This window comes from Agrococcus sp. Marseille-P2731 (genome assembly GCF_900117395.1).
Lineage (GTDB): Bacteria > Actinomycetota > Actinomycetes > Actinomycetales > Microbacteriaceae > Agrococcus.
In genome coordinates this window covers 1-24,931 of sequence record NZ_FPEG01000001.1, presented here as the reverse complement: position 1 = coordinate 24,931, position 24,931 = coordinate 1, and the positions used below count along the sequence as shown (strand labels likewise).

Here is a 24,931-nt window from a genome sequence, read left to right as displayed (position 1 = left end):
CACCCATTGACGCCCCGCGCCGCATGGCATAGCGTCGCAAGGCTGTGCACCCCGCACGGCAGGCAGTCGAGAAGGTGGCGATCGTGAGCGTCAAGCGCGAACGACAGGCAGAGGTTCGGGATCACTCGAACCTCCCCACGCCATGCCCTCCGGCGCTCGCCGCGTAGCCCATCCGCTTCGCGTCCCGCACCGTCAGGGTTCGGGACGACGCCTCCTCGTGAGCGGCTGCCCGCACCCTGTGGCAGTCATCGCAACTCACAAGGAACAGGAACCATGGAGACCATCTCCAAGCGGCTCGTGTCGTGGGCGAGCATCATCGAGGACCACACCCTCGAGCAGGCTCGCACCGCGTCGCGGATGCCGTTCATCCACCCGCACCTGGCACTGATGCCCGACGCCCACCTCGGGCGCGGCGCGACGGTCGGGTCGGTCATCCCGACGCTCGGCGCCATCATGCCGGCCGCCGTCGGCGTCGACATCGGCTGCGGCATGATCGCCGTGCGCACCCAGCTGCAGCGCAGCGACCTCGAGGGTCGCGAGCTCGGCGAGCTGCGCCAGCAGATCGAGCGCAGCATCCCGCTCTCGGCGGGTCACGCCAACCGCAAGCTGCAGGCGACCGCCGAGCCGCGCATCGCCGAGCTCGAGCAGCTGGCGTCCGACGGCGACTTCGACCCCGCGTCCTACGCGAAGCAGTGGCGGCTGCAGCTGGGCTCGCTCGGCAGCGGCAACCACTTCATCGAGGTGTCGCTCGATGAGGCGGGAGCAGTGTGGATGTTCCTGCACTCCGGCTCGCGCGGGGTGGGCAACAGGATCGCCGGCCACCACATCAAGGTCGCCCAGCGCCTCGCGCAGCAGTGGTGGATCGACCTGCCCGACCCCGACCTGGCCTACCTCGTCGAGGGCACGGAGGAGTTCGACCGCTACATCACCGAGCTGCGCTGGGCGCAGCGGTTCGCGCTGCTCAACCGCGAGGAGATGATGGATCGCGTCGCGAACCAGCTCGGCCGCTTCGTCGGGGCCGAGATCCAGGAGCTCGAGCGCATCAACTGCCACCACAACTTCACCGAGTCGGAGCGCCACTTCGGCAAGCAGGTGTGGGTGTCGCGCAAGGGCGCCATCATGGCCGACGAGGGTCGGCCGGGGCTGATCCCGGGCTCGATGGGCACCGCGTCCTACGTGGTCGAGGGGCTCGGCAACCCGGTCTCGCTCAACTCGGCGCCGCACGGTGCCGGGCGCAGGCTCTCCCGCAGCGCCGCCCGTCGGGCCTTCTCCCGCGACGAGCTGCGCGCGGCGATGGTGGGCATCGAGTACCGCGACACCGACGCCTTCATCGACGAGATCCCGCAGGCCTACAAGCCGATCGACGAGGTGATGGCGGATGCGTCAGACCTGGTGCGCGTGCGGCACACGCTGCGTCAGATCGTCAACGTGAAGGGCGACTGACGGCTGACGCCTGACCTCGCACCTCTCCTGCGCCACCAGCGCGGAGGGGTGCGGGGTCAGCCGGTGTGCGAGGTGGCGATCAGCAGCACGACGACCGTGGCGATCGCGGCCGCGCCGAGCGCGACGCCGAGCATCGCGAGCACCGATCGCCAGGCGCGCCGCCCGTGGGCCGCGCGGATGCCGACGAAGCCGAGCGCGACCGCGCCGGCCGCGAAGGGCAGCGTGATGACGTCGCCGATCACCGGCACGAACGCGCAGGCGATCGCGATGATGCCGAGCACGAGCGACCACTCGCCGGCGCTGTCGCTCCAACGGTGGGGCGGCTCGGGTGCGCGCCCGGCGCTCACCCCGTCACCGGCGCTGGCTTCTCCGTCGTGGCCTCGGCTCGCACCAGCTCGCCGCGCGTGGCGCGGTAGGGGTCGAGCGCCTTCGTGTAGTCGACCTTGTCGGCCATCGCCCGCCTCGTCGATCGATCGGATGCTGCGCACCAGGATACGGCGGTCGGTCCTGCGCGCGGCTCATCCCCGTCGGAGACGCGGAGCGCGCTCGACTACGCGGGGTCGCCGGGCCGGAGCTCGCTGTCCTGCCCGGCCGCGCGCGCTCTGCGCCTCGCGTGCACGATGGCCTGGATCTCTGCGCAGAGGGCGAGCTCGGCGGGGTCGGGGTCTGCCGCGAGCGTTCCGGTCGGGTATCTCGCGAGGTCGTCGAGGAGCTCGCGAAGTCGCGTCGCCTGCTCTGAGCTGCCGGGGAGGGGATCGCCGACGGTCACAGCGCGCGTTCCCAGATGCCGTCGACGAGCATGACGACGATCGGGACATGCTGCTCATCTCGATGGGTGAGGCGGATGTAGGTGAGGCTCGGGACGTTCACGATGCGGGCCATCTGGATGTCGGACCGCTCGATCCAGGGCTGCAGCTGCGCGCGGTCGCGCACATGCACGTTGAGCTCGGCGAGGAGCTCGTCGATGGCGATGACGCTGTGGGCGTGGAGCGCAGGCTTCACGATGGGCACCTGCCGTGAGCGATGGGCGTCGCGGGCTGCGGATTCGGACATGTGTGGTCGTTTCGCTGTCCGCTGTCGGGAGCTTCGGCCTGCGATGCCTGGGGCGCGGGATGTGCGTGCATCGCGGAGCTCAGCCGGAACCCGTGTGGGGCTGAGGGTACGCGCTTCTCCGAGGTGCGCAAGGGGTCCATATGGCCGAGCCCGCTCTCATAGGCGCTGTTCACACCATTCGGAGCACCATCGTGGCGGCGGTCCCGCCGGGCGCTCGATACTGAGAGCATGACCACGAACTTCGACCGCGACGAGATCATCGCCCAGGTGACGGCCCGCCTGGCGGCCGCGCGCCCTGAGTGGGACGCCGCGGAGATCCAGCGGGTGGCGAGCGAGGAGCTCGACGCGATCTCCGACAGCCCGGTGACGGACTTCCTCACCGTGCTGACGGAGCGGGCGACGAAGAAGCGGCTCAAGCGGTCGTAGCGACGGCGTCGTGGTGGGCCCGGTGGGGCTCGAACCCACGACCAGCGGATTAAAAGTCCGACGCTCTACCGACTGAGCTACAGGCCCGTGCCTCCAGGGTAGTAGCGCGATCGGGCCGGGAGCGACGCCTGGCGCTCAGCGCTCGATCGCGTGGCCGGCCGAGGCGAGCGACTCGGTCGCGACGTCGATCGAGGTCACTGGCACGAGCAGCAGATCGGCCGTCGCCGTGCCGACGACGAACGCGCCGATGCCCGCCGCGGCGAGCGGCGCCAGCAGCGAGGCGGTCATGCCGGGCGCCTCGAGGCCGTGCGCGGTGCCGCCGGAGAAGAGCGCGACGAACCGCTCCGCGTCGCCCTCCCGAGCGCGTCGGACGAGCGTCACGCCATCAGGCGCCGCGACCCGCGCCATCACCTGGCCCGGGTCGGCCGCGCCCTCGTCACCCGTCTGCACGATGGCGAGCTCACCCGGCAGCACCGTGAGCCGCTGCGGCACGATGCGCACCTCGACCGAGATCGTCTCGTCCATGCGGCCAACCCTAGGCGCGGCCGCCGCTGTCTCGATCCGCGCCCATCCGCGCGTGGGAGACTTGCAACCCATGGCTGACGACTTCCACCGCCCCACCCGCTTCTCGAACGACTGGTTCGAGCGGGTGGAGGGCGACGTCGATCCGGTCGTGCGGCTCCAGCTCGCGAGCGAGACGGCGCAGGCGCTGCTCGCCCGCGTGCGCTCGGGTGCCGACCCGCAGGTCGTCGAGCGCATCCTGCAGGTCGCGCGCGAGGACGGCATCGACACCGTCGCAGAGCTCTGGTCGCACGCCCGCGCCCACTCGCTGCCCGGCACGCTCTGGCGGGTGCACCTGCTGCACGCGCTCGTGACGCAGCGCGCCGACGAGACCGCGCACCTCTACCAGGCGGGGGCGGATGCGCTGCACACGGCCGCGCCCGTCGTCGCGGGAGTGCCCGCCCCGGCGACGCCGGAGGAGCTGCGCTCGCTCTCGGAGACGATCCTGCGCGGCGTCTTCTCGGGCGACTTCGCGATGGCGCTCGAGCGCGCGGCGGCGTTCGCCACCGTGACCGCCGCGGGCGCCGTGCAGGTGGCGCACGCCGACGAGGCGACGAACCCGGAGCGCGCGAGCGACCGCACCCGCCTCGCAGCGCGCCTGACCGACATCGCCGCCGACCTCCTGATCAGCGCTCGCATGTGGCGGGCCGACTCGCTCGACTGAGCGGTCACCGAGGGCCGCCGAGCCGCCCACCGGCGCGCCCATTCCCGCGTTCGCGGTGAGCGCACCCGCCTGCGTGTCGGCTCGCGCCTCGGTACATTGGTGGGGCCGGGCCGCGTAACCCCGGGCTCCATTATTCGCCGCTGCGAGCGGCCTTCCGCCGAGAGGCGTTCGCGGCCCGGCACTCGCATGTCTAGGCCCCGCTTCGGCGCCGATCTCGCGCCTCCACCGAGGCCAGCGCAGCGGCCTCGACCGGCCCGCTGCCGTGTTCACCCGCTGTTCACCTGTGCGGGGCCTCGCCGCCACCCGGCTTCCCTAGCGTGATCTCCGGCGCGCTCGTTCGCGCCGAATCCAGGCCGCTGATGCGCCCTGCACCGAATCATTCCGAAGGGAACCATCCGTGAAGTTCACGAAGCTCGGCCGCGCTGCGGTCGTCGCTGCTGCAGGCGCACTCCTGCTCAGCTCCTGCGCTGCCAACGAGCCCGCCGCCACCGAGGCCCCTGCGGGCGAGACCGGTGGCGAGTCCACCGCTCCCGAGTCCACGCTCTCGGGCGACCTCGCCGGCGCCGGCGCCTCGTCGATGGGTGCTGCACAGGAGGCCTGGATCGCAGGCTTCCAGACGCAGAACGAAGACGTCAACATCACGTACGACCCCGCAGGCTCGGGCGCTGGCCGCGAGCAGTTCATCGCCGGCGGCGTCGCCTTCGCTGGCTCGGACGCCTACCTCGGCGACGACGAGCTCGAGGGCTCGTTCGGCGCCTGCGTCGCCGACACGCTGCCGGTCGACCTGCCGATCTACATCTCGCCGATCGCCATCATCTTCAACGTCGAGGGCGTCGACTCGCTCAACATGGACGCCGCGACGATCGCCCAGATCTTCTCGGGCGAGATCACCAACTGGAACGACCCGGCGATCGCCGACCAGAACCCGGACGCGACGCTGCCGGACGCCAACATCACCGCCGTGCACCGCTCGGACGACTCGGGCACCACCGAGAACTTCACCGAGTACCTCGCTGCGACGGCTGAGTCGGACTGGACCGAGGGCGTCTTCGAGACGTGGCCTGCCTCCTACGGCGGCGAGGGCGCACAGGGCACCTCGGGCGTCGTCGACGCGGTCACCAACGGCATGAACACGATCGGCTACGCCGACGCCTCGCGCGCCGGTGACCTCGGCACCGTCGCCCTGCAGGTCGGCGAGGAGTACGTGCCCTTCACGGCGGAGGCCGCAGCGGCCGCCGTCGACGCGTCGCCGCGCGTCGAGGGCCGTCACGAGGGTGACATCGCGGTCGACCTGGACCGCACGTCGACCGAGGCCGGCGTCTACCCGCTCGTCCTCATCTCCTACGCGATCGCCTGCACGGAGTACCAGGACGAGGCTCAGGCCGAGCTCGTCAAGGGCTACCTGAGCTACATCGCCTCGGCTGAGGGCCAGCAGGCCGGCGCCGAGAACGCGGGCAACGCGCCCATCTCCGACGAGCTGCGCGAGGAGATCCTCAGCGTCGTCGACTTGATCCAGTAATACTGGTTCGGAACCTCGCGCGCCGCTGACGGCGCGCACCGTCCGGCCGGGGCGTCTCATCGCCCCGGCCGGACCCATTCATCCGGTCCTCCGAGCTCGCAGGGAGCCTCATGACTACCGCTGCACCGGCTGCGCCAAAGTCCGCCGTCAGGAACAGGCCCGCCGACATCGTCTTCAAGGCGATCTCGACCACCGCGGGCGTGCTCATCCTGCTGGCGCTCGGTGGCGTCGCGATCTTCCTGGTCGCCCAGGCCGTTCCCGCGATCATCGGGCCGATCCCCGAGTCCGAGGGCTCGAGCTTCTGGACCTGGGTCTGGCCGCTGACGTTCGGCACGCTCTGGTCCGCGTTCCTCGCGATGGTGATGGCCGTGCCGCTCGCCGTCTCGATCGCGCTGTTCATCACACACTTCGCGCCCCGCAGGCTGGCCCAGTTCCTCGGGTACCTGGTCGACCTGCTCGCCGCCATCCCCTCGGTCATCTACGGGCTCTGGGGCATCACGGTGCTCGCACCGTTCCTGCTGCCCGGCTTCGCCTGGCTCGCGCAGAACCTCGGCTGGATCCCGCTGTTCTCCCCGCCCGCCTCCGGCACGGGCCGCACGATCCTCACCGCATCCATCGTGCTCGCCGTCATGGTGCTGCCGATCATCACGGCGCTCTGCCGCGAGATCTTCCTGCAGACGCCGCGCCTCAACGAGGAAGCCGCGCTCGCCCTCGGCGCCACCCGCTGGGAGATGATCACGATGGCCGTCCTCCCGCACGGCCGCTCGGGCATCATCGCCTCGTCGATCCTCGGCCTCGGTCGTGCGCTGGGCGAGACGATGGCCGTCGCGATGGTGCTCGCCTCCTCCGGCGCCGTCAGCTTCGTCCTGATCGGCTCGCAGAACCCCTCGACGATCGCTGCCAACATCGCGCTCCGCTTCCCGGAGGCGCACGGCATCACCGTCAACATGCTCATCGGATCGGGCCTCGTGCTGTTCGCGATCACGCTGCTCGTGAACGCCATCTCGCGCCTGATCATCGCCAAGACGACCGTCGACGGAGGTCGCTGAGCCATGACCACCACCATCGCTCCCACCCGCCAGGCCCAGAACCCGCTGACCGCGGGCCAGCTGCCCGCCTGGGCCCCCTGGGCACTGCTCGGCGTCTGCATCGCTGTCGGCGCCGCCGTCGCGGGCCTCATCGCCGGCGCATCCGGCTCCAGCTTCAGCATCGTCATCGTCGCGCTCCTGGGCTACGTGCTCTACCTGGTGGCCGTGACGGTCGTCAGCCAGCTCATCGAGGGCGGCCGCAAGGCCACCGACCGCTTCGTCACGGGGCTCGTGATCGGGGCCTTCCTGCTCGCGCTCGTGCCGCTGGTCTCCCTCATCATCACGGTCGTCGCCAACGGCCTGGCCCGCTTCGACATCGAGTTCTTCACGTACACGATGCGCAACGTGGTCGGCGAGGGCGGCGGCGTGCTGCACGCCATCGTCGGCACCGTGCTCGTGACCCTCTGGGCCGCGATCATCTCGGTGCCGGTCGGCATCTTCACCGCCATCTACCTGGTCGAGTACGGCAAGGGCGCGCTGGCGAAGGCGATCACGTTCTTCGTCGACGTGATGACCGGCATCCCGTCGATCGTCGCCGGCCTGTTCGCCTATGCCCTGTTCGCCCTGTTCGCGGGCGAGGGCGTGCGCAGCGGCTTCGGCGGCGCGGTCGCGCTCAGCCTCCTCATGATCCCCACCGTCGTGCGGTCGACGGAGGAGATGCTGAAGCTCGTCCCGAACGACCTGCGCGAGGCATCGCTCGCGCTCGGCGTGCCGAAGTGGCTGACGATCTGGAAGGTCGTGCTCCCCACGGCACTCGCCGGCATCGTCACCGGCGTCACGCTCGCCATCGCCCGTGTCATCGGAGAGACGGCGCCGCTGCTCATCATCGCCGGCTTCACGACGAACATGAACTACAACGTGTTCGACGGCCGCATGATGACGCTGCCGGTGTTCGCCTTCAACCAGTACATCAGCCCCGGAGTGCAGGAGCAGGCCTACTTCGACCGAGCCTGGTCGGCCGCTCTCGTGCTCATCCTCATCGTCATGATCCTCAACATCGGCGCGCGCGTCATCTCGCACTTCTTCGCGCCGAAGTCTGGAAGGTAACGCAGCATGTCCAAGCGCATCGAGATCAACGACCTCGACATCTACTACGGCGCCTTCAAGGCCGTCGAGGGGGTCTCCGTCGACATCGAGCCCCGCGCGGTCACCGCGTTCATCGGCCCCTCGGGCTGCGGCAAGTCCACAGTGCTCCGCTCCATCAACCGCATGCACGAGGTCATCTCGGGTGCATGGGTCGACGGCGAGGTGCTGCTCGACGGCGCCAACCTCTATGGCCAGGGCGTCGACCCCGTGAACGTGCGCCGCCAGATCGGCATGGTGTTCCAGCGCCCCAACCCGTTCCCGACCATGACGATCCGCGAGAACGTGCTGGCGGGCGTGCTGCTGAACAACCGCCGCATGTCGCGCAGCGACCAGGACGACCTGGTCGAGCGCTCGCTGCGGGGAGCCAACCTCTGGAACGAGGTCAAGGACCGCCTCGGCGTGCCCGGCTCGGGCCTCTCCGGCGGCCAGCAGCAGCGCCTCTGCATCGCGCGCGCCATCGCCGTCAGCCCCGACGTGCTGCTCATGGACGAGCCCTGCTCGGCCCTCGACCCGATCTCGACGCTCGCGATCGAGGACCTCATCGAGGAGCTGAAGACCGAGTACACGATCGTGATCGTGACCCACAACATGCAGCAGGCCAGCCGCGTGAGCGACAAGACGGCCTTCTTCAACATCGCCGGAACCGGCAAGCCGGGCAAGCTCATCGAGTTCGATGAGACGACGAAGATCTTCTCGAACCCGACCGTGCAGGCCACCGAGGACTACGTCTCGGGCCGCTTCGGCTGATCCGCGCTGGCGATCGTCCTGCTGAGCACCCTGCTCGCCGCCCCCGCGGCGCGTAGGGTGCTCGCATGATCGCACTGCAGGAGTTCCTCGAGCACGTCGGCCGCCGCGAGACGATCGTCGCCGGGTCACCGCACCACGCGCTCATGCACGACCTCGCGCAGGAGGCGCTGCGCATCACCGCTGCGCTGAACGGCGCCTACCGCAGCGCCGACGAGGTGCGCGAGCTGCTGGGCGAGCTCACCGGCCGGGCAGTGGATGCGTCGGTGACGGTGTTCCCGCCGTTCTACTCGGAGTTCGGCAAGAACCTGCACCTCGGCGTCGACGTCTTCATCAACATGGGCTGCCGCTTCCAGGACACCGGTGGCATCACGATCGGCGACGGCTCGCTCATCGGTCACGGCTCGACCCTCGCGACGCTCGACCACGGCGTCGATCCAGCGCACCGCGGCGACATGCAGCCCGCACCGATCGTGATCGGGCGCAAGGTGTGGCTGGGGGCCAGCGTGACGGTCGTGCCGGGGGTCACCATCGGTGACGGCGCGATCGTCGGCGCCGGTGCGGTCGTGACGAAGGACGTGCCTGCCGACACGATCGTGGCCGGGGTGCCGGCGCGGGTGATCCGCGAGACCGGCTTCCGCGCGTCGTAGGCGCTCGGCTCCTGCTGCCAGCCGTCCCGGATCGAGGACGGATGGGCGAAGCGTCACGCAGCAGAGGACGGATCGGTCGCTGCCACCCATCCGTCCTCTGCTGAGGACACCGGCAGCGGCGGATGCGCGGCTACGGCTCGCGCGGTGCGTGCGTCTCGAGGCCCACGAGCGCGGGCGTCTCGCCCGCCGAGATGTGCATGACGGTGAACTCGGCCGTGTGCAGCATCGACGCGCGGTGCGTGCGCTCCGACTCCAGCGCATCCGCCGCATGCACCACCGCGGTGACGATCTCGGGGATGACGGGCGCGTGGCTGCAGAGCACGGTGCCGCGGCGCTTGCGCACGGCCTTCGCGACGCGGCGCTCGATCGCGCTGCGCAGGCTGCCGTGGTCGAGCTCGTGCGCGTCCTGGCTGATCTCGGCGCGCGCCTTCGGCTCGATGCCCGTGAGGCGGCGCAGCGGCTCGACGGTCTGCAGGCAGCGCGTCGCGTCTGAGGTGAGGATGCGCGCGGGCGCGAAGGCCGCGATGCCCGGCGCCGCCTGCTTCGCCTGCCGCTCGCCCCGCGTCGTCAGCGCGCGCGACGCATCCGTGCCCTCCCAGTCGAAGGGGCTGGTGGCCTTCGCGTGCCGCAGCGCGATGATCGGGAAGGTCTCGGCGTGCCCGGCCGCGAGCCGCTCCTCGAAGCGCTCGATCACGGCGACGTCGTGGCGGTAGGAGCAGCGCTGCTTGGCCTCCGCGATCGGCAGCCACTCGAGCGCGAGGATCTCGTCGTTGGACGCGAAGCGCGACGCGGCGACCGCGGCCTCGGCCTCGTCGACCTTCGACTGCCAGTAGTAGACGACCTTGTCGCGGCCGTCGGGCAGCCGGTACTCGCTCTGCGGCAGGGGAGCGCCGAGCGCGATCCGAAGCCCCGTCTCCTCCTCGATCTCGCGCACGGCGCACTCCGGCAGCGTCTCGCCCGGGTCGAGCTTGCCCTTCGGCAGCGAGAAGTCGCGGTGCTGCGTGCGCTCCACGAGCAGCACGAGCACCTCGTCGTCGACGCGGCGCCAGACCAGTGCTCCGGCGGCGAGCACGGGGGCCGCGGCGCTCATCGCGACGACCGCTTCCTGCGCTGGATCTGGATCATGCGGTCGCGGTGCAGGTCGTCGAGGTGCGTGCCGTCCTCCGCCTCGAAGCGGCGCGTCCAGGTGCCGTCGGGCTCGCCCCACCAGCCCGCGGTCTGCGCCGACATCGCCTTGTCGAAGTGCTGCTGGATGTCGCGCATGTGCTCGGAGGAGGTGAGCTGGATGAGCGTCTCGACGCGCCGGTCGAGGTTGCGGTGCATCATGTCGGCCGAGCCGATGAAGACCTCCTCGTCGCCGTCGTTCCAGAAGACGAAGACCCGCGAGTGCTCGAGGTAGCGCCCGACGATCGAGCGCAGCACGATGTTCTCGCTCAGCCCCGGCACGCCCGGCTTGATCGAGCAGATCCCGCGCACCCAGAGCTGCACCTCGACGCCCGCGCGGCTCGCGCGGTACAGCGCGTCGATGATCTGCTCGTCGACGATCGAGTTCACCTTCAGGCGGATGCGCGCGCGGCGGCCGGCGAGCGCGGCCTGCGTCTCGCGCTCGATGCGGCTGAGCAGCCCCTTGCGCAGGTGCCTGGGCGCGACGAGCAGCCGCTGGAACGACTTCTCCTTGGCGTAGCCGGAGAGCTCGTTGAACAGGCGCGTGATGTCGCGACCGACCTGGTCGTTGTCGGTGAAGAGGCCGAAGTCCTCGTAGATGCGACTGGTCTTGGGGTTGTAGTTGCCGGTGCCGATGTGGCAGTAGTTGCGCAGCCTGCCGTTCTCGCGCCGCACGATCATCATCAGCTTGCAGTGCGTCTTCAGGCCCACGATGCCGTAGACGACGTGCACGCCGGCGCGCTCGAGCTGCCGCGCCCAGCGGATGTTCGCCTGCTCGTCGAAGCGCGCCTTCACCTCGACGAGGGCGAGCACCTGCTTGCCGGCGGCAGCGGCGCGGATGAGCGCGGCGACCACGGGCGAGTCGCCCGAGGTGCGGTAGAGCGTCTGCTTGATGGCGAGCACGTCGGGGTCGCCCGCGGCCTGCTCGAGCAGCGCCTGCACGCTCGTCGCGAACGACTCGTAGGGGTGGTGGACGAGCACGTCCTTGCGCGTGATCGCCTGGAAGAAGTCGGTCTCCTCGTCCTGGTCGGTCGGCAGGAACGCAGGCGAGGTGACGGGCACGCGCTTCGTGTAGTGCAGGTCAGGGCGGTCGATGCCGGCGACCTGGAACAGACCGGTCGCGTCCAGCAGCCCCGGCAGCTTGTAGACCTCGCTGTCGGTGATGCCGAGCTCGTCGACGAGCAGCTCGAGGGTGTCGTCGTCCATGTCCTCCGACACCTCGAGCCGGATGGGCGGGCCGAACTTGCGACGCGAGAGCTCGTGCTCGAGCGCCTTGATGAGGTTCTCGGTGTCGTCCTCGTCGATCGTCACATCCTCGTTGCGCGTGACGCGGAAGACGTGGTGCTCGACGATCTCCATCCCTGAGAACACCTCGTCGAGGTTGTTCGAGATCAGGTCCTCGAGGGGCAGGAAGCGCTGCGACGTGCCGTTGCGCGCGACCTCGACGAAGCGCGGCAGCACCGCCGGCACCTTGAGCCGAGCGAACTGCTCGTCGTCGTCGCCGGGCACCCGCACGCGCACCGCCAGGTTCAGCGACAGGCCGGAGATGTAGGGGAAGGGATGCGCGGGGTCGACCGCGAGCGGCATCAGCACGGGGAAGATGTCGTCGTCGAAGCGCTGCGACATGGTCTCGCGCTCGCTGTCGCTCAGCTCGTCCCAGCGCACGACGGTGATGCCTGCCTCGTGCAGGGCCGGCAGGAACGAGTCCTGCGTGCTGTGGGCGTGCCGCAGCTGCATGTCGTGCGCGCGCTGCACGATCTCGTCGAGCAGCTGCTGCGGCGCCATGCCGACGTTCGTGGGCACGGCGAGCCCGGTGGCGATGCGGCGCTTGAGGCCGGCGACGCGCACCATGAAGAACTCGTCGAGGTTCGAGGCGAAGATCGCGAGGAAGTTTGCGCGCTCGAGCAGCGGCGTCGCGGGGTCCTCCGCCATCTCGAGCACTCGCTGGTTGAACTCGAGCCAGGAGAGCTCGCGGTCGAGGAACCGGTCGGCGGGCAGGCCGTCCTCGGTCTCGACGCCCTGCATCTCTGCAGACCAGGCGATCTCCTCGTCGAAGTCGTCGCCGTCGAAGTCGGCTTCGTTGGCGTCGTGGAAGGTGCGCTCCTGCTCGAGCGTGCGGGCGGTGCGCTCGGGGCGCAGCTCCTCGATCGAGCCGGTGTCGGTCGAGCCGGTGTCCATCGCGCGAGCGTCGCTCGCAGTGCCGTCGGTCATGCCGTCATTGTGTCAACTGCGGGTGAACGGCGCGCGACGTCATCGCGCGTCGCTGCTGCCCGTCGTCGCAGCACGCTGCCACCGCACGTCGATCGCCCACTGCTCGAAGCCGGCTCGGCGATAGAGCGCGAGCGCCGCGTCGTTGTCGCCCTCGACGTAGAGGTGCGCCGTGGTCGCGCCGACCGCGCGCATCCGCACGAAGGTGGCCTCGAGCATCCGCCGACCGAGACCCGCGCCCTGCCGCTCTGGCGAGACGCCCAGCACGTAGAGCTCGGCGACATCGCCCTCGCCCTCGCCGGTCGCGGGCTTGACCCAGGTGAAGGCGTCGAGGCCGTGGTCGCCCGGCGCGACCACGAGGTTCGCGTCGTCGTGCCAGGGCTCGGCCAAGCGCGATGCCAGGTCGTCGGCGCTCATGCGGCCCTGCTCGGGGTGCGAGGCGAAGGCTGCGGCGTTGAGGGCGAGCAGGGCGGATGCGTCGGCCCGCTCGAACGCGCGGGTCCCATCGGGCAGGCGGTCGCTTCTCTCGCCCGCGGGCGGCACCGGCGCGCGCAGCTGCAGCAGCGTGCGCACCCGCCGCATGCCGAGCCGCTCGGCGATCGCGCGGGCGCCGGGCAGGTCGCCGTGCGCCCAGGCCTCGAGCTCGCCGAGCTCGTCGGTGACGCGCGCCGCGAGGGCGCTGCCGAGACCCCGGCGGCGGTGCGCGGGGTGCACGGCGAGCTCGACCTCGCGCTCGGCGTCGCTGACGACAGCGAGGGCCTCGGCGTCGCCGATCGCGCACCGGGCGCCGCGCCGCAGCTCGACGAGCGCCTGGTCGTTGAAGGGCGGCACGCCGTCAGCGGCGAGGCTCGCGGCGCCCAGTGCCTCGGCGAGTTCGATCGCGCGCGCAGCCTCCATCAGTCGTCCTCCCGCTCGAAGCGATAGCCGACCCCGCGCACCGTGCCGATGAGCCGCTCGAGGTCGCCGAGCTTGGCGCGCAGGCGCCGCACGTGCACGTCGACCGTGCGGGTGCCGCCGAAGTAGTCGTAGCCCCACACCTCGCTCAGCAGCTGCTCGCGCGTGAAGACCCGCGCCGGGTGCGCGGAGAGGAACCGCAGCAGCTCGAACTCCTTGTACGTCAGGTCGATCGGTTTGCCGTCGACCTTGGCCTGATAGCTCGCCTCGTCGATCGTGAGGCCGCTCGTCGAGACGGGCTCGGCGCTGCGCGCGGCGCTCGCGAGGGCGAGGCGGATGCGCGCCTCGAGCTCAGCGGGACCGGCGGAGTCGAGCACGATGTCGGCCACCGACCACTCGGCGGTGACCGCGGCGAAGCCGCCGTCGCTCAGCACCAGCAGCACGGGGGAGGGGTCGTGCTCGAGCAGGCGGCACAGGGCCTTCGCCGCGGCGAGCTCGACAGCGCCGTCGACGACGAGCAGGTCGCCCTCGGGAGCGCGCGCGGCAGCCTCCGCCGAGACCGGCAGTGTGCTCACGCGGTGCTCGAGGAGCTCCAGGCTGGGCAGCACGTCCTCGGCTCGGCGGGTGAAGACCACGACGTGCGCCATCCAACCTCCCGATCTCGATCCTAAGCCGGTCTGATACCCGCCGCGACCGCTCCGCCTGCGCGGCGGCGCATCCGACACCCCCAGGGCGCGCGCACCGCACCTGCGCCATGATGTTGGCCATGAGCACTGCAGGTCGGTCGTGAGCGACGACGCCGCCGTCAGCGGCGACGCTCCTTCCCGGGGCGTCGCTGGCGGCGCGCTGTCCTGGCGGTGGGCGAGCGTGTGGCCGGTCTGGCTGCTGGCAGCGATCGGCGCCGCGGTGGTCGGTGTGCTGCAGCCGAGCGACGGCATCGTCTGGCTGCCGATCGTGCTGGGCGCCTGCACGCTGGTCGCCTTCGGGATCCAGCTCGGTGGGCCGACGGTCCCGGGTCTCGTGGGGCGGCTGGCGTCGGCGATCTTCGGCTCGGTGGTGGTGCTCGCGGTGGCGAGCGCGATCCTCGTGCCGCTCACCGTGCTCTGAGGCCCCCGACCTGCCGCTCGTCCCCGGGCGGTGGCGTGCGCGAGGCGGTAGGATCGAGCCATGGATGCCATCCCCGTCGTCGCACTCGAGATCTTCTTCACCGGTCTGCTGGGCCTCGCGATGCTCGCGATCCTGGGCACCTCGTTCGTCGTCATCCGCAACCTCTTCCGGGGTCAGCGCTAAGCGATGCTCGAGCTCGACCCGACGCTCCCGGCCGAGCTGGGGCCGCTCCAGTGGCTGATCGGCACGTGGGAGGGCACCGGCGTCCTCTCCTTCCCCGACGGCGAGAGCACCGTCGAGCGCGAGTTCGGCCAGCGCATCTCGTTCGAGCACCACGGGCACCCCTACCTCAGCTACCAGGCCTACGCGTGGCAGCTCGACGACGAGCTGACACCGCTGGCTGCCGAGAGCGGCTTCTGGCGCCTCGCGCGCCCCTCGCACGAGGCAGACGCGGGGCCGGGCATGCTGCCGGCGCAGGGCGCGCCCGCGTTCGGCGACGCCGATGCGGTCGAGGGGCTGCGCCGCCCCGATGGTGCCTTCGACTTGCAGGCGCTCATCTCGCATCCGACCGGAGTCGCAGAGCTCTACCTCGGCACGATCGACGGCCCGCGGATCGACCTCGCGACCGACGCAGTCCTGCGCGGCGCGGGCGCCAAGGATCACAGTGCCTCCACCCGCATGTACGGCCTGGTCGAGAACCACCTGCTGTGGGCGTGGGATCTCGCAGCCCTCGGCCGCGGGCTCGAGAGCCATGCCTCGGCGCGCCTCGGGCGCCAGACGCGCAGCGAGGCGAGCGCGACGTGACCGCGCCCGAGCTGGCCTCCCGCATCCCCGACGCCGTGCTCGACGAAGCCTCCGGGCTGCCGCTGCACGTCGGCAACCCCGTCGCCGAGCAGCGCCGCCTGCTTGCCGGTGGGCTCGTGCTGCTGCCGCGCGACGTGCTGCGGCTGAGCGGGCCCGACACGCTGCCGTGGCTCGACTCGATCACGAGCCAGGCCGTCGAGCAGCTCGACGACGGCGCCTCCACCGAGACGCTCGTGCTGTCCCCGGTGGGCCGCATCGAGCACGTGCTGCGCCTGCTGCGCGAGGGCGACGCGCTCTGGGTGCTCGTCGACGCGGGCACGGGCGACGCGCTCGAGACGTGGCTGACGCGGATGCGCTTCTACAAGCAGGTCGAGATCGAGCGGCCGGAGGTGGTCGTCGTGGGCACCGCGGGCGTCGCCCCGCTCGCGCCGACCTGGGTCGACGGCTGGCCGGAGGTATCGCCGGGCGGCGCCCGCTACGGCGAGCCGACGGGCGAGCCCTGGGCGTGGTCCGAGGCCATCCTCACCCCCGACCAGGCGGCGGCGATCGCGCCCGACCGCTTCGTCGGCAGCCTGGCGGCGGATGCGCTGCGCATCGCGGCCGGGCGGCCCTCGCTCGCCGAGGTCGACGACCGCACGATCCCGCATGAGCTCGACTGGCTGACGACCGCGGTGCACCTCTCGAAGGGCTGCTACCGCGGGCAGGAGACGGTCGCGAAGGTGCACAACCTCGGCGCACCGCCCCGTCGCATCGTGCTGCTGCACCTCGACGGCAGCGAGAACGGCCAGGTCGCCGCCGGTGACCAGGTGCTGGCGGGCGACCAGGCGGTCGGGCAGGTGACGTCCTCGGCCGTGCACCACGAGCTGGGCCCCATCGCCCTCGCGGTCGTGAAGCGCTCGGCGCCGGCCGATGGCGACCTGGTGGTCACCGCGGCTGACGGGATCGCGGTCGCGGCGGCGCAGCAGCTGCTGGTGCCGCCGTCTGCCGGGCACGTCAACCGCCCTCCGCGCCTGCCGCGCCTCGGCGCCGTCAAGCGCCCGGCGCCCACCCCGTAGTCCGACGCCCACCCCGTAGGTCGAGGAGCGCGCGGCGCAGCCGCACGCGTCACGAGACCGAACCCGGAGCGGTACCCCTCCGGTTTCGTGACGGCTGCGTGCCTGCGGCGCGCGGCCTCCTCAACCTGCGGGGCTCTCTGTAGGTCGAGGAGCGCGCGGCGCAGCCGCACGCGTCACGAGACCGGACCCGGAGCGGCAGGCTTCCGGTTTCGTGACGGCTGCGTGCCTGCGGCGCGCGGCCTCCTCAACCTGCGGGGCTCTCCGTAGGTCGAGGAGCGCGCGGCGCAGCCGCACGCGTCACGAGACCGACCGCGCCCGCACGACGCCCATCCACAGCGCGCCCTCCCGACGAGCGCGCGCCCCCGAGCATCCGCTTTCCTCCGCTCATGCCCTACATGTACATCCTCCGCTGCGCTGACGACTCGTTCTACGTCGGCAGCACCTGGAACGCCGAGCGCAGGCTCGCTGAGCACAACGCCGGGACCGGTGCGAAGTACACGAAGCGACGACGGCCGGTCGAGCTCGTCTATGCCGCATGGTTCGACCGGATCGACGAGGCGTACGCCGCAGAGAAGCAGGTGCAGGGCTGGAGCCGCAGGAAGCGGCAGATGCTCATCGATGGGCGAGCGGATGCGCTCCCGGGCTCGGGGTCGCGGGCGCGGGCGCGGGAGGAACGCGCTCTGCCTCCCGGGGTGACGTAGGTCGAGGAGCGCGCGGGCGGAGCCCGCACGTGTCATGAGGCCGAACTCGTGAGGGGTGCGCTCCGGTTTCGTGACGGCTGCGGGCCTGCGGCCCGCGGCCTCCTCAACCTGCGGGGGCCTGCGGCCCGCGGCCTCCTCAACCTGCGGGGTGCTGCGGGGGCCTGCGGCCCGCGGCCTCCTCAACCTGCGGGACTGGGCGCGGGCGCGACCGCCGACCACGCGACCGTCAGCTCGCCCAGCCGCCAGCGCGCGGGGCCTCCGGTGACCGGCCAGCCCGCCGCGCGCATCCGCCCCGCCGTCGCCACCCAGCGCTGCACCGCGCCGAAGTCGGCCAGCGGCGCCTCGATCGCCCACGCCCTGTCGAGCTCCGCGAGCAGCTCGTGGATGCGCTCGCCCGGCACGTTGCGGTGGATCAGCGCCTTCGGGAGCCGCTCGCGCACGACCGACGGCGCCTCCATCGCGTCGCTGCCCAGCTCGTCGACCTTCAGCGCGATCGTCAGCGACCGAGGCCCCTCGGCGTCGAGCGCCACCCACGAGCACACGCGCCCCACCTCGTTGGACGTGCCCTCCACGAGCAGACCTCCGGGCCCGAGCCGCCCGAGCATCGTCGCCCAGTGCCCCGCGACCTCGTGCTCGTCGTACTGCCGCAGCACGTTCATCGCCCTGATCACCTGCGGCCGCCGCGGCGCCGGCACCTCGAAGCCGCCCAGCGCGAACGAGACACGGGCGTCGGATGCGATGGCGCGCCCATAGCGCGTCGGCCCGGCCAGGCGCGCCTCGGCGAGCTGGGCCGTCGCGAGCGCGACCCGCGCCGGATCGATCTCGAGCCCGAGCACCTCCACCGCGGGGTTCGCGCGCGAGAGCCGCTCGTGCAGCTCGAGGCTCGTCGTCGCGCTCGCGCCGTAGCCGAGGTCGACCACGAGGCAGCCGGGCACGCGCGCCGCAGCGTGCGCGGCGATCCAGCGGTCGACGCGCCGCAGCCGGTTCACGCCGGTCGTGCCGCGCGTGATGCGCCCCTGCGGCGTGCCCGCGACACTCGCTCCTGCGCTCCCAGCCCTGCCCACGGCATCCATTCTCCCGCCACGCGCGCTGACTATGCTGGCCGCATGACCGAGCGCACCCTCATCCTGCTCCGCCACGGCCAGTCCGACTGGAACGAGAAGAACCTCTTCACCGGTTGGGTCGACGTCCGTCTCACCCAGAAGGGCCAAGAGGAGGCGAAGCGCGGCGGCGAGCTGCTGCGCGAGCGCGACCTGCTGCCCGACGTGCTCTACACCTCGCTGCTCGCGCGGGCGATCCAGACCGCCAACATCGCGCTCGACGCGGCCGAGCGCTCGTGGATCCCGGTGCACCGCTCGTGGCGCCTCAACGAGCGGCACTACGGCGACCTGCAGGGCAAGGACAAGGCAGAGACCCTCGAGCAGTACGGCGAGGAGCGCTTCATGATCTGGCGCCGCTCGTTCGACACGCCCCCGCCGCCCATCAGCGACGACAACGAGTACTCGCAGGCCGACGATCCGCGCTACGCCGACATCGACGGCGAGGTGCCGAAGACCGAGTGCCTGAAGGACGTCATCGACCGCTTCCTGCCCTACTGGGAGTCGACGATCACCGAGGACCTCGACGCCGGCAAGACCGTGCTCGTCACCGCGCACGGCAACTCGCTGCGCGCGCTCGTCAAGCACCTCGACGGCATCTCCGACGACGACATCGCCGCGCTCAACATCCCCACGGGCATCCCGCTCGTCTACAAGCTGGGCGACGACAACATGCCGCTCGGCCCGGGGGAGTACCTCGACCCCGAGGCCGCCGCAGCCGGCGCCGCCGCCGTGGCGAACCAGGGCAAGCACTGAGCCGCTCGCACCGACGACGAGGGCCCCGCAGCGCAGCGCTGCGGGGCCCTCGTCGTCGGTCGTGCGACCGTCAGGTCACGAGGCGGGCTGCACCGGCTCCGATGCCAGCTCGGCCCGCGCATCCTCGTCGCCGACCCAGTCGCCGGTCGCGAGGTACTGCACCTTCTTGGCGATGCCGACCGCGTGGTCGGCGAAGCGCTCGTGGTAGCGGCTGGCGAGCGTCGCGTCGACGGTCGTGTGCGCCGCGCCCTCCCACTCGGTGCCGAGCACGTGCGCGAAGACGTCGCGGTGCAGCTGGTCGACGACCTCGTCGGCGTCCTGCAGGCGCTCGGCCAGCGTGAGGTCCTGCGTCTCCAGCAGGTCGCGCAGCATCTTGGCGATCTCGATGTCGCGCGCGCCCATCTCGGCGAAGGTCGGCTGCAGCGACTCGGGAACCACCTGCATCGGGAAGCGGTAGCGCGCGAGCATCGCGATGTGGCGGGCGAGGTCGCCCATGCGCTCGAGCGAGGCCGAGATGCGCAGCGCCGAGACGACGATGCGCAGGTCGCGCGCGACGGGCGACTGGCGGGCGATGATGTCGATCGCGAGCTCGTCGAGGGACGAGGCCTTGTCGTCGATCACCGGGTCGGTCGCGATGACCTGCTCGGCGAGCTGCACGTTCGAGTCGCCGAACGCGCGCACGGCGGATTCGATCGACACCACGACGTGGTTGGCGATGTCGACGAGGCGGTTCTGCACCTCGGCGAGCTCCTGCTGGAATACGTCGCGCATGCTTCTGCTCCTTGTGGTGTGCCTCGCTGCATCGGGGGGACCGGGCACGAGTCGAACTCCGAGTCTTCCCCGCTCAGGTTACCGCCGAGTGTCCATCGCCTGAACCTGTGGGGGCGGCAGTGCGGATGGGAGGTTCGCGCCGCGCCGCCCGGATACGATCGACAGGTGGATGCGTCCTGGTACGTGCTGCTCGCACTCCTGCTCGGCTTCGCGTTCGGTGCCGGCTCCGTGCATCTGCTGGGGCTCGCCGCGCAGCGAGGGCGCCAGGTGATGGCGATCGCGAGCGAGCCGATCCCCGACGGCATCGTCGCGATGGTCAACGTGCTCGAATCGGCGGGCATCGTCCTCGACGGCTCCAACCAGGTGATCCTGTCGTCGCCGGGCGCTGACGCCCTCGACCTCGTCGACGGCCGCGAGCTGCGCATGCGAGAGATGGCGGATGCGGTGCGACGCGTCTGGCGCACCGGGGAGTCGGAGGTGCTCGACCTCACCTACCGTCGTGGCCGCATCGGGATCGGCACCGAGATGCAGCTGCGCACGCGCGTCGCGCCGCTCGGCAACCGCTTCATGCTCGTGCTCGTCGCCGACCGCACGGAAGAGCTGCGGCTCGCGGGGGTGCGGCGGGACTTCGTCGCCAACATCAGCCACGAGCTGAAGACCCCGATCGGTGCGCTCGCGCTGCTCGCAGAGGCGATCGAGGCGGCAGCAGAGGATCCGGAGCGGGTGCGGGCGTTCTCGCAGCGCATGCAGGTCGAGGCCGACCGGCTCGGCCGCATGACCAAGGAGCTCATCGACCTCTCGCGCATCCAGGCCGACGACCCGCTCGAGGAGGCCGAGCGCTTCCCGATCTCGCGCATCGTCGACGTGGCGGTGGATCGCAACCACGTGCTCGCCGACGCCAAACGCATCCGCATCATGCCCCGAGTGCTCGACGAGGCCGAGGTGATCGGCTCGGAGGAGCTCGTCACGATGGCCGTGCAGAACCTCATCTCGAACGCCGTCCAGTACTCGCCGGAGGCCACGCACGTGGGCGTCGGTGTGCGCGTCGTCGACGACGTCATCGAGATCGCCGTGACCGACAAGGGCGTCGGCATCGCGGCGGAGGAGCAGGAGCGCGTCTTCGAGCGCTTCTACCGGATCGACCCAGCGCGCAGCCGCGTGACGGGCGGCACCGGCCTCGGCCTCAGTATCGTGAAGCACGTCGCCGTCAGTCACGGCGGCGAGGTCACGCTCTGGTCGCGCCCTGCTCAGGGCTCGACCTTCACCCTGCGGCTCCCCGCCGCGCACGCCCCTGTCCACAAGGAGACTGCATGACGACGCGCATCCTGATCGTCGAGGACGAGACGGCGCTCGCCGAGCCGCTGGCCTACCTGCTCGAGCGCGAGGGCTACGAGACGGCCCACGCGCCCGACGGCAACGCGGCGGTGCAGATGTTCGAGCAGCAGGGCGCCGACCTGGTGCTGCTCGACCTCATGCTCCCCGGTCGCAGCGGCACCGAGGTGTGCCGGCACATCCGCCAGACCTCGCAGGTGCCGATCATCATGGTGACCGCGAAGGACAGCGAGGTCGACACGATCGTGGGGCTCGAGCTCGGCGCCGACGACTACGTGACCAAGCCCTACTCGACCCGCGAGCTCATCGCGCGCATCCGCGCCGTGCTGCGCCGCCGCGCGGTCGACGAGGAGGGCGAGGACGACTCCGTGGTCGAGATCGGCCGCGTGCGGCTCGATGCCGACAGCCACACCGTGCACGTCGACGGCGAGGAGGTCGCGATGCCGCTGCGCGAGTTCGAGCTGCTCGAGTACCTGATGCGCAACGCCGGCCGCGTGCTGACGCGCGGGCAGCTGATCGACCGGGTGTGGGGCAGCGACTACTTCGGCGACACGAAGACGCTCGACGTGCACGTCAAGCGCCTGCGGGCGAAGATCGAGGAGGACCCCTCGAACCCGACGCGCGTCGTGACGCTGCGCGGGCTGGGGTATCGCTTCGAGCGCTGAGCCGCTGCTACTCGGCGACGGGCGCGAGCGTCTCGTAGCCGACGACCTCGGTCGAGATCGACGGCACCTCGAGGCCGACCGGCTCGGCGCCGTCAGCCGTGAACGAGACGTTGTGGAGCGATCCGAAGGTCAGCTCGCTCGGCGCGGGCAGCACCAGCTGCTGCTCGGGGAAGCCGTAGGTCGTGACGCCCTCCGCGACGCGCACCTGCTCGACCGCATCCTCGAAGCGCACCTCGACGAAGGTCGCCTCGCCGGCGTTCGTGAACGTGGTGGAGAGGCTCAGCGCGTCGCCGCCGGGCTCGCCGATGAGCATCGCGTTGTGGATCTCGACCGTGCCCGTCAGGCCCGAGACGCCGTCGGACGGGTCGTAGTCGATCGTCGTCGCCTGCGGCGTGAGGAGGTTGCAGCCGGTCGCTGCGAAGGCGACGACGACGGCTGCGGCTGCTGCGGCGGCGATGCGAGGCTGCACGGGGACCCTTTCGACAGTGACGAACGCCGATCAGGTGCGGGTGGCGCCGTCTGGATGAGTCTAGTACGGGCCGCTTCGCGCTCGCGAAGGGGCGCAGCCCGGCGCGAGAAGGGCGTGATTCAACCACGGTCGGCGGGCGCTGGCGAGCGACACGCTGTGATAAAATCAAGGTTCTGGCTATGACGAGGAGCATTCGATGAACTTTGAGGTCGGAGAGACAGTCGTCTACCCCCACCACGGCGCTGCGACGATCACCGAGGTCAAGGTGCGCAAGGTCAAGGGCGTCGAGATGACCTACCTCAAGCTCAACGTCGCACAGGGCGGCCTCACGATCGAGGTCCCCGCTGCCAACGTCGACATGGTGGGCGTGCGCGATGTGATCGGCGAGGAGGGCCTCGACCGGGTCTTCGAGGTGCTGCGCGCAGACTTCACCGAGGAGCCCACCAACTGGGCGCGCCGCTACAAGGCGAACGTCGAGAAGCTCGCTTCCGGCGACGTCATCAAGGTGAGCGAGGTCGTGCGCGACCTGAGCCGCCGCGATCAGGACCGCGGCCTCTCGGCCGGTGAGAAGCGCATGCTCGCGAAGGCGCGCCAGATCCTGGTCTCGGAGCTCGCGCTCGCTGAGAAGACCGATGAGGATGCCGCAGCCGCGCGCCTCGACGAGGCGCTCGCGCCCGCAGTCTGACGCACTCCGGTCGTCGCGCAGCGCGAGCTGCCGCAGCGATCCGGTGCAGGGCTGAGGCACCCGCTCCCCAAGGGCGGGTGCCTCTCTGCGTGCCTGCGCTACCTGCCGGTGACGATCATCAGGCGCACGAGGCCGACGAGCGTGCTCGCCATCGTGCCGGCGAGCCCCACGACGAGCAGTGCCACACCGCCGGCGCCGGTCACCATGAGCGCGAGGCCGGCAAACACGAGCGTCAGCGCGGCCAGCAGCCACACCAGCGTGCGCTCGCCCTCGCGGTAGAGGCGCTGCGCGTTCTGCTCTGTGACGGGCACCGGGAAGTTGAACGACCGCGGACGCGTCGAGATCCAGCCGACGAGCGCAGCCAGCGCGAGCGCCACGCCCGCGAGCCACAGCACGCTCGCCTTGCTGCCCCAGGCGTCGGGCTCGCCGCCCGGGCCGAAGTGCGTCGGGATGACGTCGGGCAGCGAGGGGTACTGCAGCACGAGCCACGCGGCGGTCGCGGCGCTGCCGAGCAGTGCGATGCCGCGCGTCACCCGCGTGAGCGCACCCGTGGCATAGGTGCGGGCGGGGCGAGCTGCTCGGGTCATCGCCCTCGAGCCTAGAGGCCGCCTCTCGAGCTGCGCGCGCCTCCGCACCGCCGTCGCCTCGCGCTCGCGGCCGTCCACCTAGGCTGTCGCTGTGACCGACACCGCCATCATCGTCGTCGCCGCGGGCAGCGGCACCCGGCTCGGCCGTGGCGTGCCGAAGGCCTTCGCCGAGCTCGCGGGCGCGACGATCCTCGAGCACGCGCTGCGTGGGCTCGCCGCATCCGGGTCCACCGCATCCGTCGTCGTGGTCGTGCCGGTCGGGTTCGAGGCGGATGCGTCGGCGATCGCCGCGCGCGCCGGAGTCGGCGCCGCAGTGGTCGCCGGGGGAGCGACCCGAGCCGACTCGGTCGCCGCCGGCCTCGCTGCGGCGGGCGACGCGCGCTGGGTGCTCGTGCACGACGCCGCGCGCGCCCTGACGCCGCCTGCGCAGGTCGAGCGCGTGCGCGCGGCGCTGCGCGAGGGCGCGCTCGCGGTCGTGCCCGTGCTTCCGGTCGTCGACACGATCCGCGAGGCGAGCGACGCGGGGCTCGGCGCGATCGTCGACCGCTCGGTGCTGCGCGCGATGCAGACGCCGCAGGGCTTCGAGGCGGCGGTGCTGCGACGCGCCTACGAGGCGGCGGCGGATGCGCGGGGCGCGTCGACCGACGACGCGCAGCTCGTGCAGGCCCTCGGCGAGCAGGTCGTGCCGGTGGCGGGCGACGAGCTCGCGTTCAAGATCACGACCGCGGCCGACGCGGATCGAGCGGCATCGCTGCTGGGCGAGCGGGGATCGGCGAAGGGGGCAGCGATGGACATCAGGACCGGCGTCGGGGTCGACGTGCACGGCTTCGGCGGCGACGCGCCGCTGCGCCTCGCGGGGCTCGAGTGGGAGGGCCAGGGGCTCGCCGGGCACTCCGACGGGGATGCCGTCTGCCACGCGATCGTCGACGCGCTGCTCGGCGCCGCCGGGCTCGGTGACATCGGAGGGCTCGTCGGCGTCGACGACCCGCAGCACGCCGGCGCGGCAGGATCGGTCTTCGTGCGGGCGGCGCTCGAGCTGCTGGCCGAGCACGGCTGGACCCCGGTGAACGTCTCGGTGCAGGTGCTCGGCAACCGGCCCCGCATCGGCACCCGCCGCGACGAGGCGCAGACGGCGCTGTCGGCGATGGTCGGCGCGCCCGTGAGCGTCTCCGGCACCACGACCGACGGGCTCGGCGCGATCGGCCGTGGCGAGGGCGTGCAGGCGGTCGCGACGGCGCTCATCCGCCGCGCGCACTAGCGCTCTCCCGCTCCCGCGGATCTGGTTGATCTCGGGCACGATGTAGGCGATCGTGCGCGGCAGCGCGACGGCCTCGAAGGCGACGATGGCGATGTATCCGCCGGTGATGCCCCAGGAGCCCACGAACGCCCACCGCGGGCCCAT

At 71.5% G+C, this 24,931-nt stretch carries 30 protein-coding genes and 1 tRNA gene; 18 read left to right on the top strand and 13 right to left on the bottom strand.

Translation table 11 applies throughout. The annotated features are described in order from the left end of the window. The first annotated feature begins 273 nt into the window (after positions 1-273). Positions 274-1,443: an RtcB family protein gene (locus tag BQ6202_RS00150; protein ID WP_072312671.1), complete on the top strand. Its 1,170-nt coding sequence runs from the start codon at positions 274-276 to the stop codon at positions 1,441-1,443. Positions 1,444-1,499: 56 nt separating this feature from the next. On the opposite strand, the gene BQ6202_RS00145 is transcribed toward BQ6202_RS00150, so the two are convergent. The 3 genes from BQ6202_RS00145 to BQ6202_RS00135 all read right to left on the bottom strand — a co-directional run bounded on the left by BQ6202_RS00145 (position 1,500) and on the right by BQ6202_RS00135 (position 2,496). Further along, positions 1,500-1,790, bottom strand: a complete 291-nt coding sequence (locus BQ6202_RS00145) for a hypothetical protein (protein ID WP_072312670.1) — start codon at positions 1,788-1,790, stop codon at positions 1,500-1,502. 203 nt (positions 1,791-1,993) lie between these two features. Then, positions 1,994-2,212, bottom strand: coding sequence for a hypothetical protein (locus BQ6202_RS00140; protein ID WP_072312669.1), 219 nt, complete (start codon positions 2,210-2,212; stop codon positions 1,994-1,996). Then, a complete protein-coding gene (locus tag BQ6202_RS00135) occupies positions 2,209-2,496 on the bottom strand; it encodes a hypothetical protein (RefSeq protein WP_143143599.1) in 288 nt (95 codons plus the stop codon). Before BQ6202_RS00135 ends, BQ6202_RS00140 begins: the two co-directional genes overlap by 4 nt. 228 nt (positions 2,497-2,724) lie before the next feature. Between BQ6202_RS00135 and BQ6202_RS00130 the strand changes: the two genes are divergently transcribed. Next, positions 2,725-2,922, top strand: coding sequence for a three-helix bundle dimerization domain-containing protein (locus BQ6202_RS00130; protein WP_072312667.1), 198 nt, complete (start codon positions 2,725-2,727; stop codon positions 2,920-2,922). 11 nt (positions 2,923-2,933) lie between these two features. On the opposite strand, the gene BQ6202_RS00125 is transcribed toward BQ6202_RS00130, so the two are convergent. Then, a tRNA-Lys gene (locus BQ6202_RS00125) sits at positions 2,934-3,009 on the bottom strand. A 48-nt stretch (positions 3,010-3,057) separates the two neighbouring features. Beyond that, entirely contained in the window at positions 3,058-3,447 is a 390-nt protein-coding gene (locus BQ6202_RS00120) for an ACT domain-containing protein (protein ID WP_072312666.1), read from the bottom strand. 70 nt (positions 3,448-3,517) lie between these two features. Between BQ6202_RS00120 and BQ6202_RS00115 the strand changes: the two genes are divergently transcribed. From BQ6202_RS00115 to BQ6202_RS00090, 6 genes are all read left to right on the top strand, one after another. Continuing rightward, positions 3,518-4,147, top strand: a complete 630-nt coding sequence (locus BQ6202_RS00115) for a hypothetical protein (protein ID WP_072312665.1) — start codon at positions 3,518-3,520, stop codon at positions 4,145-4,147. A 397-nt stretch (positions 4,148-4,544) separates the two neighbouring features. After that, a complete protein-coding gene (locus tag BQ6202_RS00110) occupies positions 4,545-5,666 on the top strand; it encodes a phosphate ABC transporter substrate-binding protein PstS (RefSeq protein ID WP_072312664.1) in 1,122 nt (373 codons plus the stop codon). Between the two features lie 110 nt (positions 5,667-5,776). Continuing rightward, entirely contained in the window at positions 5,777-6,715 is a 939-nt protein-coding gene (gene pstC / locus BQ6202_RS00105; protein WP_072312663.1) for a phosphate ABC transporter permease subunit PstC, read from the top strand. Positions 6,716-6,718: 3 nt separating this feature from the next. After that, entirely contained in the window at positions 6,719-7,801 is a 1,083-nt protein-coding gene (gene pstA, locus BQ6202_RS00100; protein WP_072312662.1) for a phosphate ABC transporter permease PstA, read from the top strand. Positions 7,802-7,807: 6 nt separating this feature from the next. Continuing rightward, the gene (gene pstB / locus BQ6202_RS00095) at positions 7,808-8,587 is read left to right on the top strand and encodes a phosphate ABC transporter ATP-binding protein PstB (RefSeq protein ID WP_072312661.1); all 780 of its coding nucleotides are present in this window, start codon (positions 7,808-7,810) and stop codon (positions 8,585-8,587) included. 65 nt (positions 8,588-8,652) lie between these two features. Further along, positions 8,653-9,234 (top strand): DapH/DapD/GlmU-related protein, encoded by a 582-nt coding sequence (locus BQ6202_RS00090; protein WP_143143598.1) that lies wholly within the window; start codon positions 8,653-8,655, stop codon positions 9,232-9,234. A 130-nt stretch (positions 9,235-9,364) separates the two neighbouring features. Here the strand turns inward: BQ6202_RS00090 and BQ6202_RS00085 are convergent, their stop codons facing one another. Genes BQ6202_RS00085 through BQ6202_RS00070 form a run of 4 tightly spaced genes read right to left on the bottom strand, consistent with a single transcriptional unit; the run spans position 9,365 to position 14,147 of the window. Then, the gene (locus BQ6202_RS00085) at positions 9,365-10,324 is read right to left on the bottom strand and encodes an NUDIX hydrolase (RefSeq protein ID WP_072312660.1); all 960 of its coding nucleotides are present in this window, start codon (positions 10,322-10,324) and stop codon (positions 9,365-9,367) included. Continuing rightward, positions 10,321-12,609: an RNA degradosome polyphosphate kinase gene (locus BQ6202_RS00080; protein WP_268753732.1), complete on the bottom strand. Its 2,289-nt coding sequence runs from the start codon at positions 12,607-12,609 to the stop codon at positions 10,321-10,323. The genes BQ6202_RS00085 and BQ6202_RS00080 overlap by 4 nt, the downstream gene beginning before the upstream one ends. 39 nt (positions 12,610-12,648) lie before the next feature. Further along, positions 12,649-13,503, bottom strand: a complete 855-nt coding sequence (mshD, locus tag BQ6202_RS00075; RefSeq protein ID WP_072312659.1) for a mycothiol synthase — start codon at positions 13,501-13,503, stop codon at positions 12,649-12,651. Beyond that, positions 13,503-14,147 carry a response regulator transcription factor gene (locus BQ6202_RS00070; protein WP_072312658.1) on the bottom strand — a complete coding sequence of 215 codons (645 nt, stop codon included), beginning with the start codon at positions 14,145-14,147 and terminating at the stop codon, positions 13,503-13,505. Before BQ6202_RS00070 ends, mshD begins: the two co-directional genes overlap by 1 nt. Before the next feature lie 139 nt (positions 14,148-14,286). On the opposite strand from BQ6202_RS00070, the gene BQ6202_RS00065 reads away from it, so the two are divergent. The 5 genes from BQ6202_RS00065 to BQ6202_RS00050 all read left to right on the top strand — a co-directional run bounded on the left by BQ6202_RS00065 (position 14,287) and on the right by BQ6202_RS00050 (position 17,167). After that, positions 14,287-14,607 carry a hypothetical protein gene (locus tag BQ6202_RS00065; protein WP_083586761.1) on the top strand — a complete coding sequence of 107 codons (321 nt, stop codon included), beginning with the start codon at positions 14,287-14,289 and terminating at the stop codon, positions 14,605-14,607. Between the two features lie 60 nt (positions 14,608-14,667). Continuing rightward, a complete protein-coding gene (locus tag BQ6202_RS15185) occupies positions 14,668-14,790 on the top strand; it encodes a hypothetical protein (protein ID WP_268753731.1) in 123 nt (40 codons plus the stop codon). Positions 14,791-14,793: 3 nt separating this feature from the next. Beyond that, positions 14,794-15,411: a heme-binding beta-barrel domain-containing protein gene (locus tag BQ6202_RS00060; protein ID WP_072312657.1), complete on the top strand. Its 618-nt coding sequence runs from the start codon at positions 14,794-14,796 to the stop codon at positions 15,409-15,411. After that, positions 15,408-16,466 carry a CAF17-like 4Fe-4S cluster assembly/insertion protein YgfZ gene (gene ygfZ, locus BQ6202_RS00055; protein WP_072312656.1) on the top strand — a complete coding sequence of 353 codons (1,059 nt, stop codon included), beginning with the start codon at positions 15,408-15,410 and terminating at the stop codon, positions 16,464-16,466. Before BQ6202_RS00060 ends, ygfZ begins: the two co-directional genes overlap by 4 nt. 386 nt (positions 16,467-16,852) lie before the next feature. Beyond that, entirely contained in the window at positions 16,853-17,167 is a 315-nt protein-coding gene (locus BQ6202_RS00050; protein WP_072312655.1) for a GIY-YIG nuclease family protein, read from the top strand. A 179-nt stretch (positions 17,168-17,346) separates the two neighbouring features. Here BQ6202_RS00050 and BQ6202_RS00045 read toward each other — a convergent pair whose 3' ends face one another. Beyond that, entirely contained in the window at positions 17,347-18,240 is an 894-nt protein-coding gene (locus BQ6202_RS00045; RefSeq protein ID WP_072312654.1) for an SAM-dependent methyltransferase, read from the bottom strand. A gap of 33 nt (positions 18,241-18,273) precedes the next feature. On the opposite strand from BQ6202_RS00045, the gene BQ6202_RS00040 reads away from it, so the two are divergent. Continuing rightward, positions 18,274-19,020 (top strand): phosphoglyceromutase, encoded by a 747-nt coding sequence (locus BQ6202_RS00040; protein WP_072312653.1) that lies wholly within the window; start codon positions 18,274-18,276, stop codon positions 19,018-19,020. A 75-nt stretch (positions 19,021-19,095) separates the two neighbouring features. Here the strand turns inward: BQ6202_RS00040 and phoU are convergent, their stop codons facing one another. Then, positions 19,096-19,791: a phosphate signaling complex protein PhoU gene (gene phoU / locus BQ6202_RS00035; protein ID WP_072312652.1), complete on the bottom strand. Its 696-nt coding sequence runs from the start codon at positions 19,789-19,791 to the stop codon at positions 19,096-19,098. A 165-nt stretch (positions 19,792-19,956) separates the two neighbouring features. Between phoU and BQ6202_RS00030 the strand changes: the two genes are divergently transcribed. Together BQ6202_RS00030 and BQ6202_RS00025 are read left to right on the top strand one after the other, a co-directional pair. Continuing rightward, positions 19,957-21,105, top strand: coding sequence for a sensor histidine kinase (locus tag BQ6202_RS00030; protein WP_072312651.1), 1,149 nt, complete (start codon positions 19,957-19,959; stop codon positions 21,103-21,105). Further along, positions 21,102-21,788, top strand: coding sequence for a response regulator transcription factor (locus BQ6202_RS00025; RefSeq protein WP_072312650.1), 687 nt, complete (start codon positions 21,102-21,104; stop codon positions 21,786-21,788). The genes BQ6202_RS00030 and BQ6202_RS00025 overlap by 4 nt, the downstream gene beginning before the upstream one ends. Positions 21,789-21,795: 7 nt before the next feature. Here the strand turns inward: BQ6202_RS00025 and BQ6202_RS00020 are convergent, their stop codons facing one another. After that, a complete protein-coding gene (locus BQ6202_RS00020) occupies positions 21,796-22,257 on the bottom strand; it encodes a hypothetical protein (protein ID WP_072312649.1) in 462 nt (153 codons plus the stop codon). 196 nt (positions 22,258-22,453) lie between these two features. Between BQ6202_RS00020 and BQ6202_RS00015 the strand changes: the two genes are divergently transcribed. Next, positions 22,454-22,942, top strand: coding sequence for a CarD family transcriptional regulator (locus BQ6202_RS00015; RefSeq protein WP_072312648.1), 489 nt, complete (start codon positions 22,454-22,456; stop codon positions 22,940-22,942). Between the two features lie 98 nt (positions 22,943-23,040). Here BQ6202_RS00015 and BQ6202_RS00010 read toward each other — a convergent pair whose 3' ends face one another. Next, positions 23,041-23,529 carry a DUF1648 domain-containing protein gene (locus BQ6202_RS00010; RefSeq protein ID WP_072312647.1) on the bottom strand — a complete coding sequence of 163 codons (489 nt, stop codon included), beginning with the start codon at positions 23,527-23,529 and terminating at the stop codon, positions 23,041-23,043. 91 nt (positions 23,530-23,620) lie between these two features. On the opposite strand from BQ6202_RS00010, the gene ispD reads away from it, so the two are divergent. Then, the gene (ispD, locus tag BQ6202_RS00005) at positions 23,621-24,787 is read left to right on the top strand and encodes a 2-C-methyl-D-erythritol 4-phosphate cytidylyltransferase (RefSeq protein WP_072312646.1); all 1,167 of its coding nucleotides are present in this window, start codon (positions 23,621-23,623) and stop codon (positions 24,785-24,787) included. The last annotated feature ends 144 nt before the right edge of the window (positions 24,788-24,931 follow it).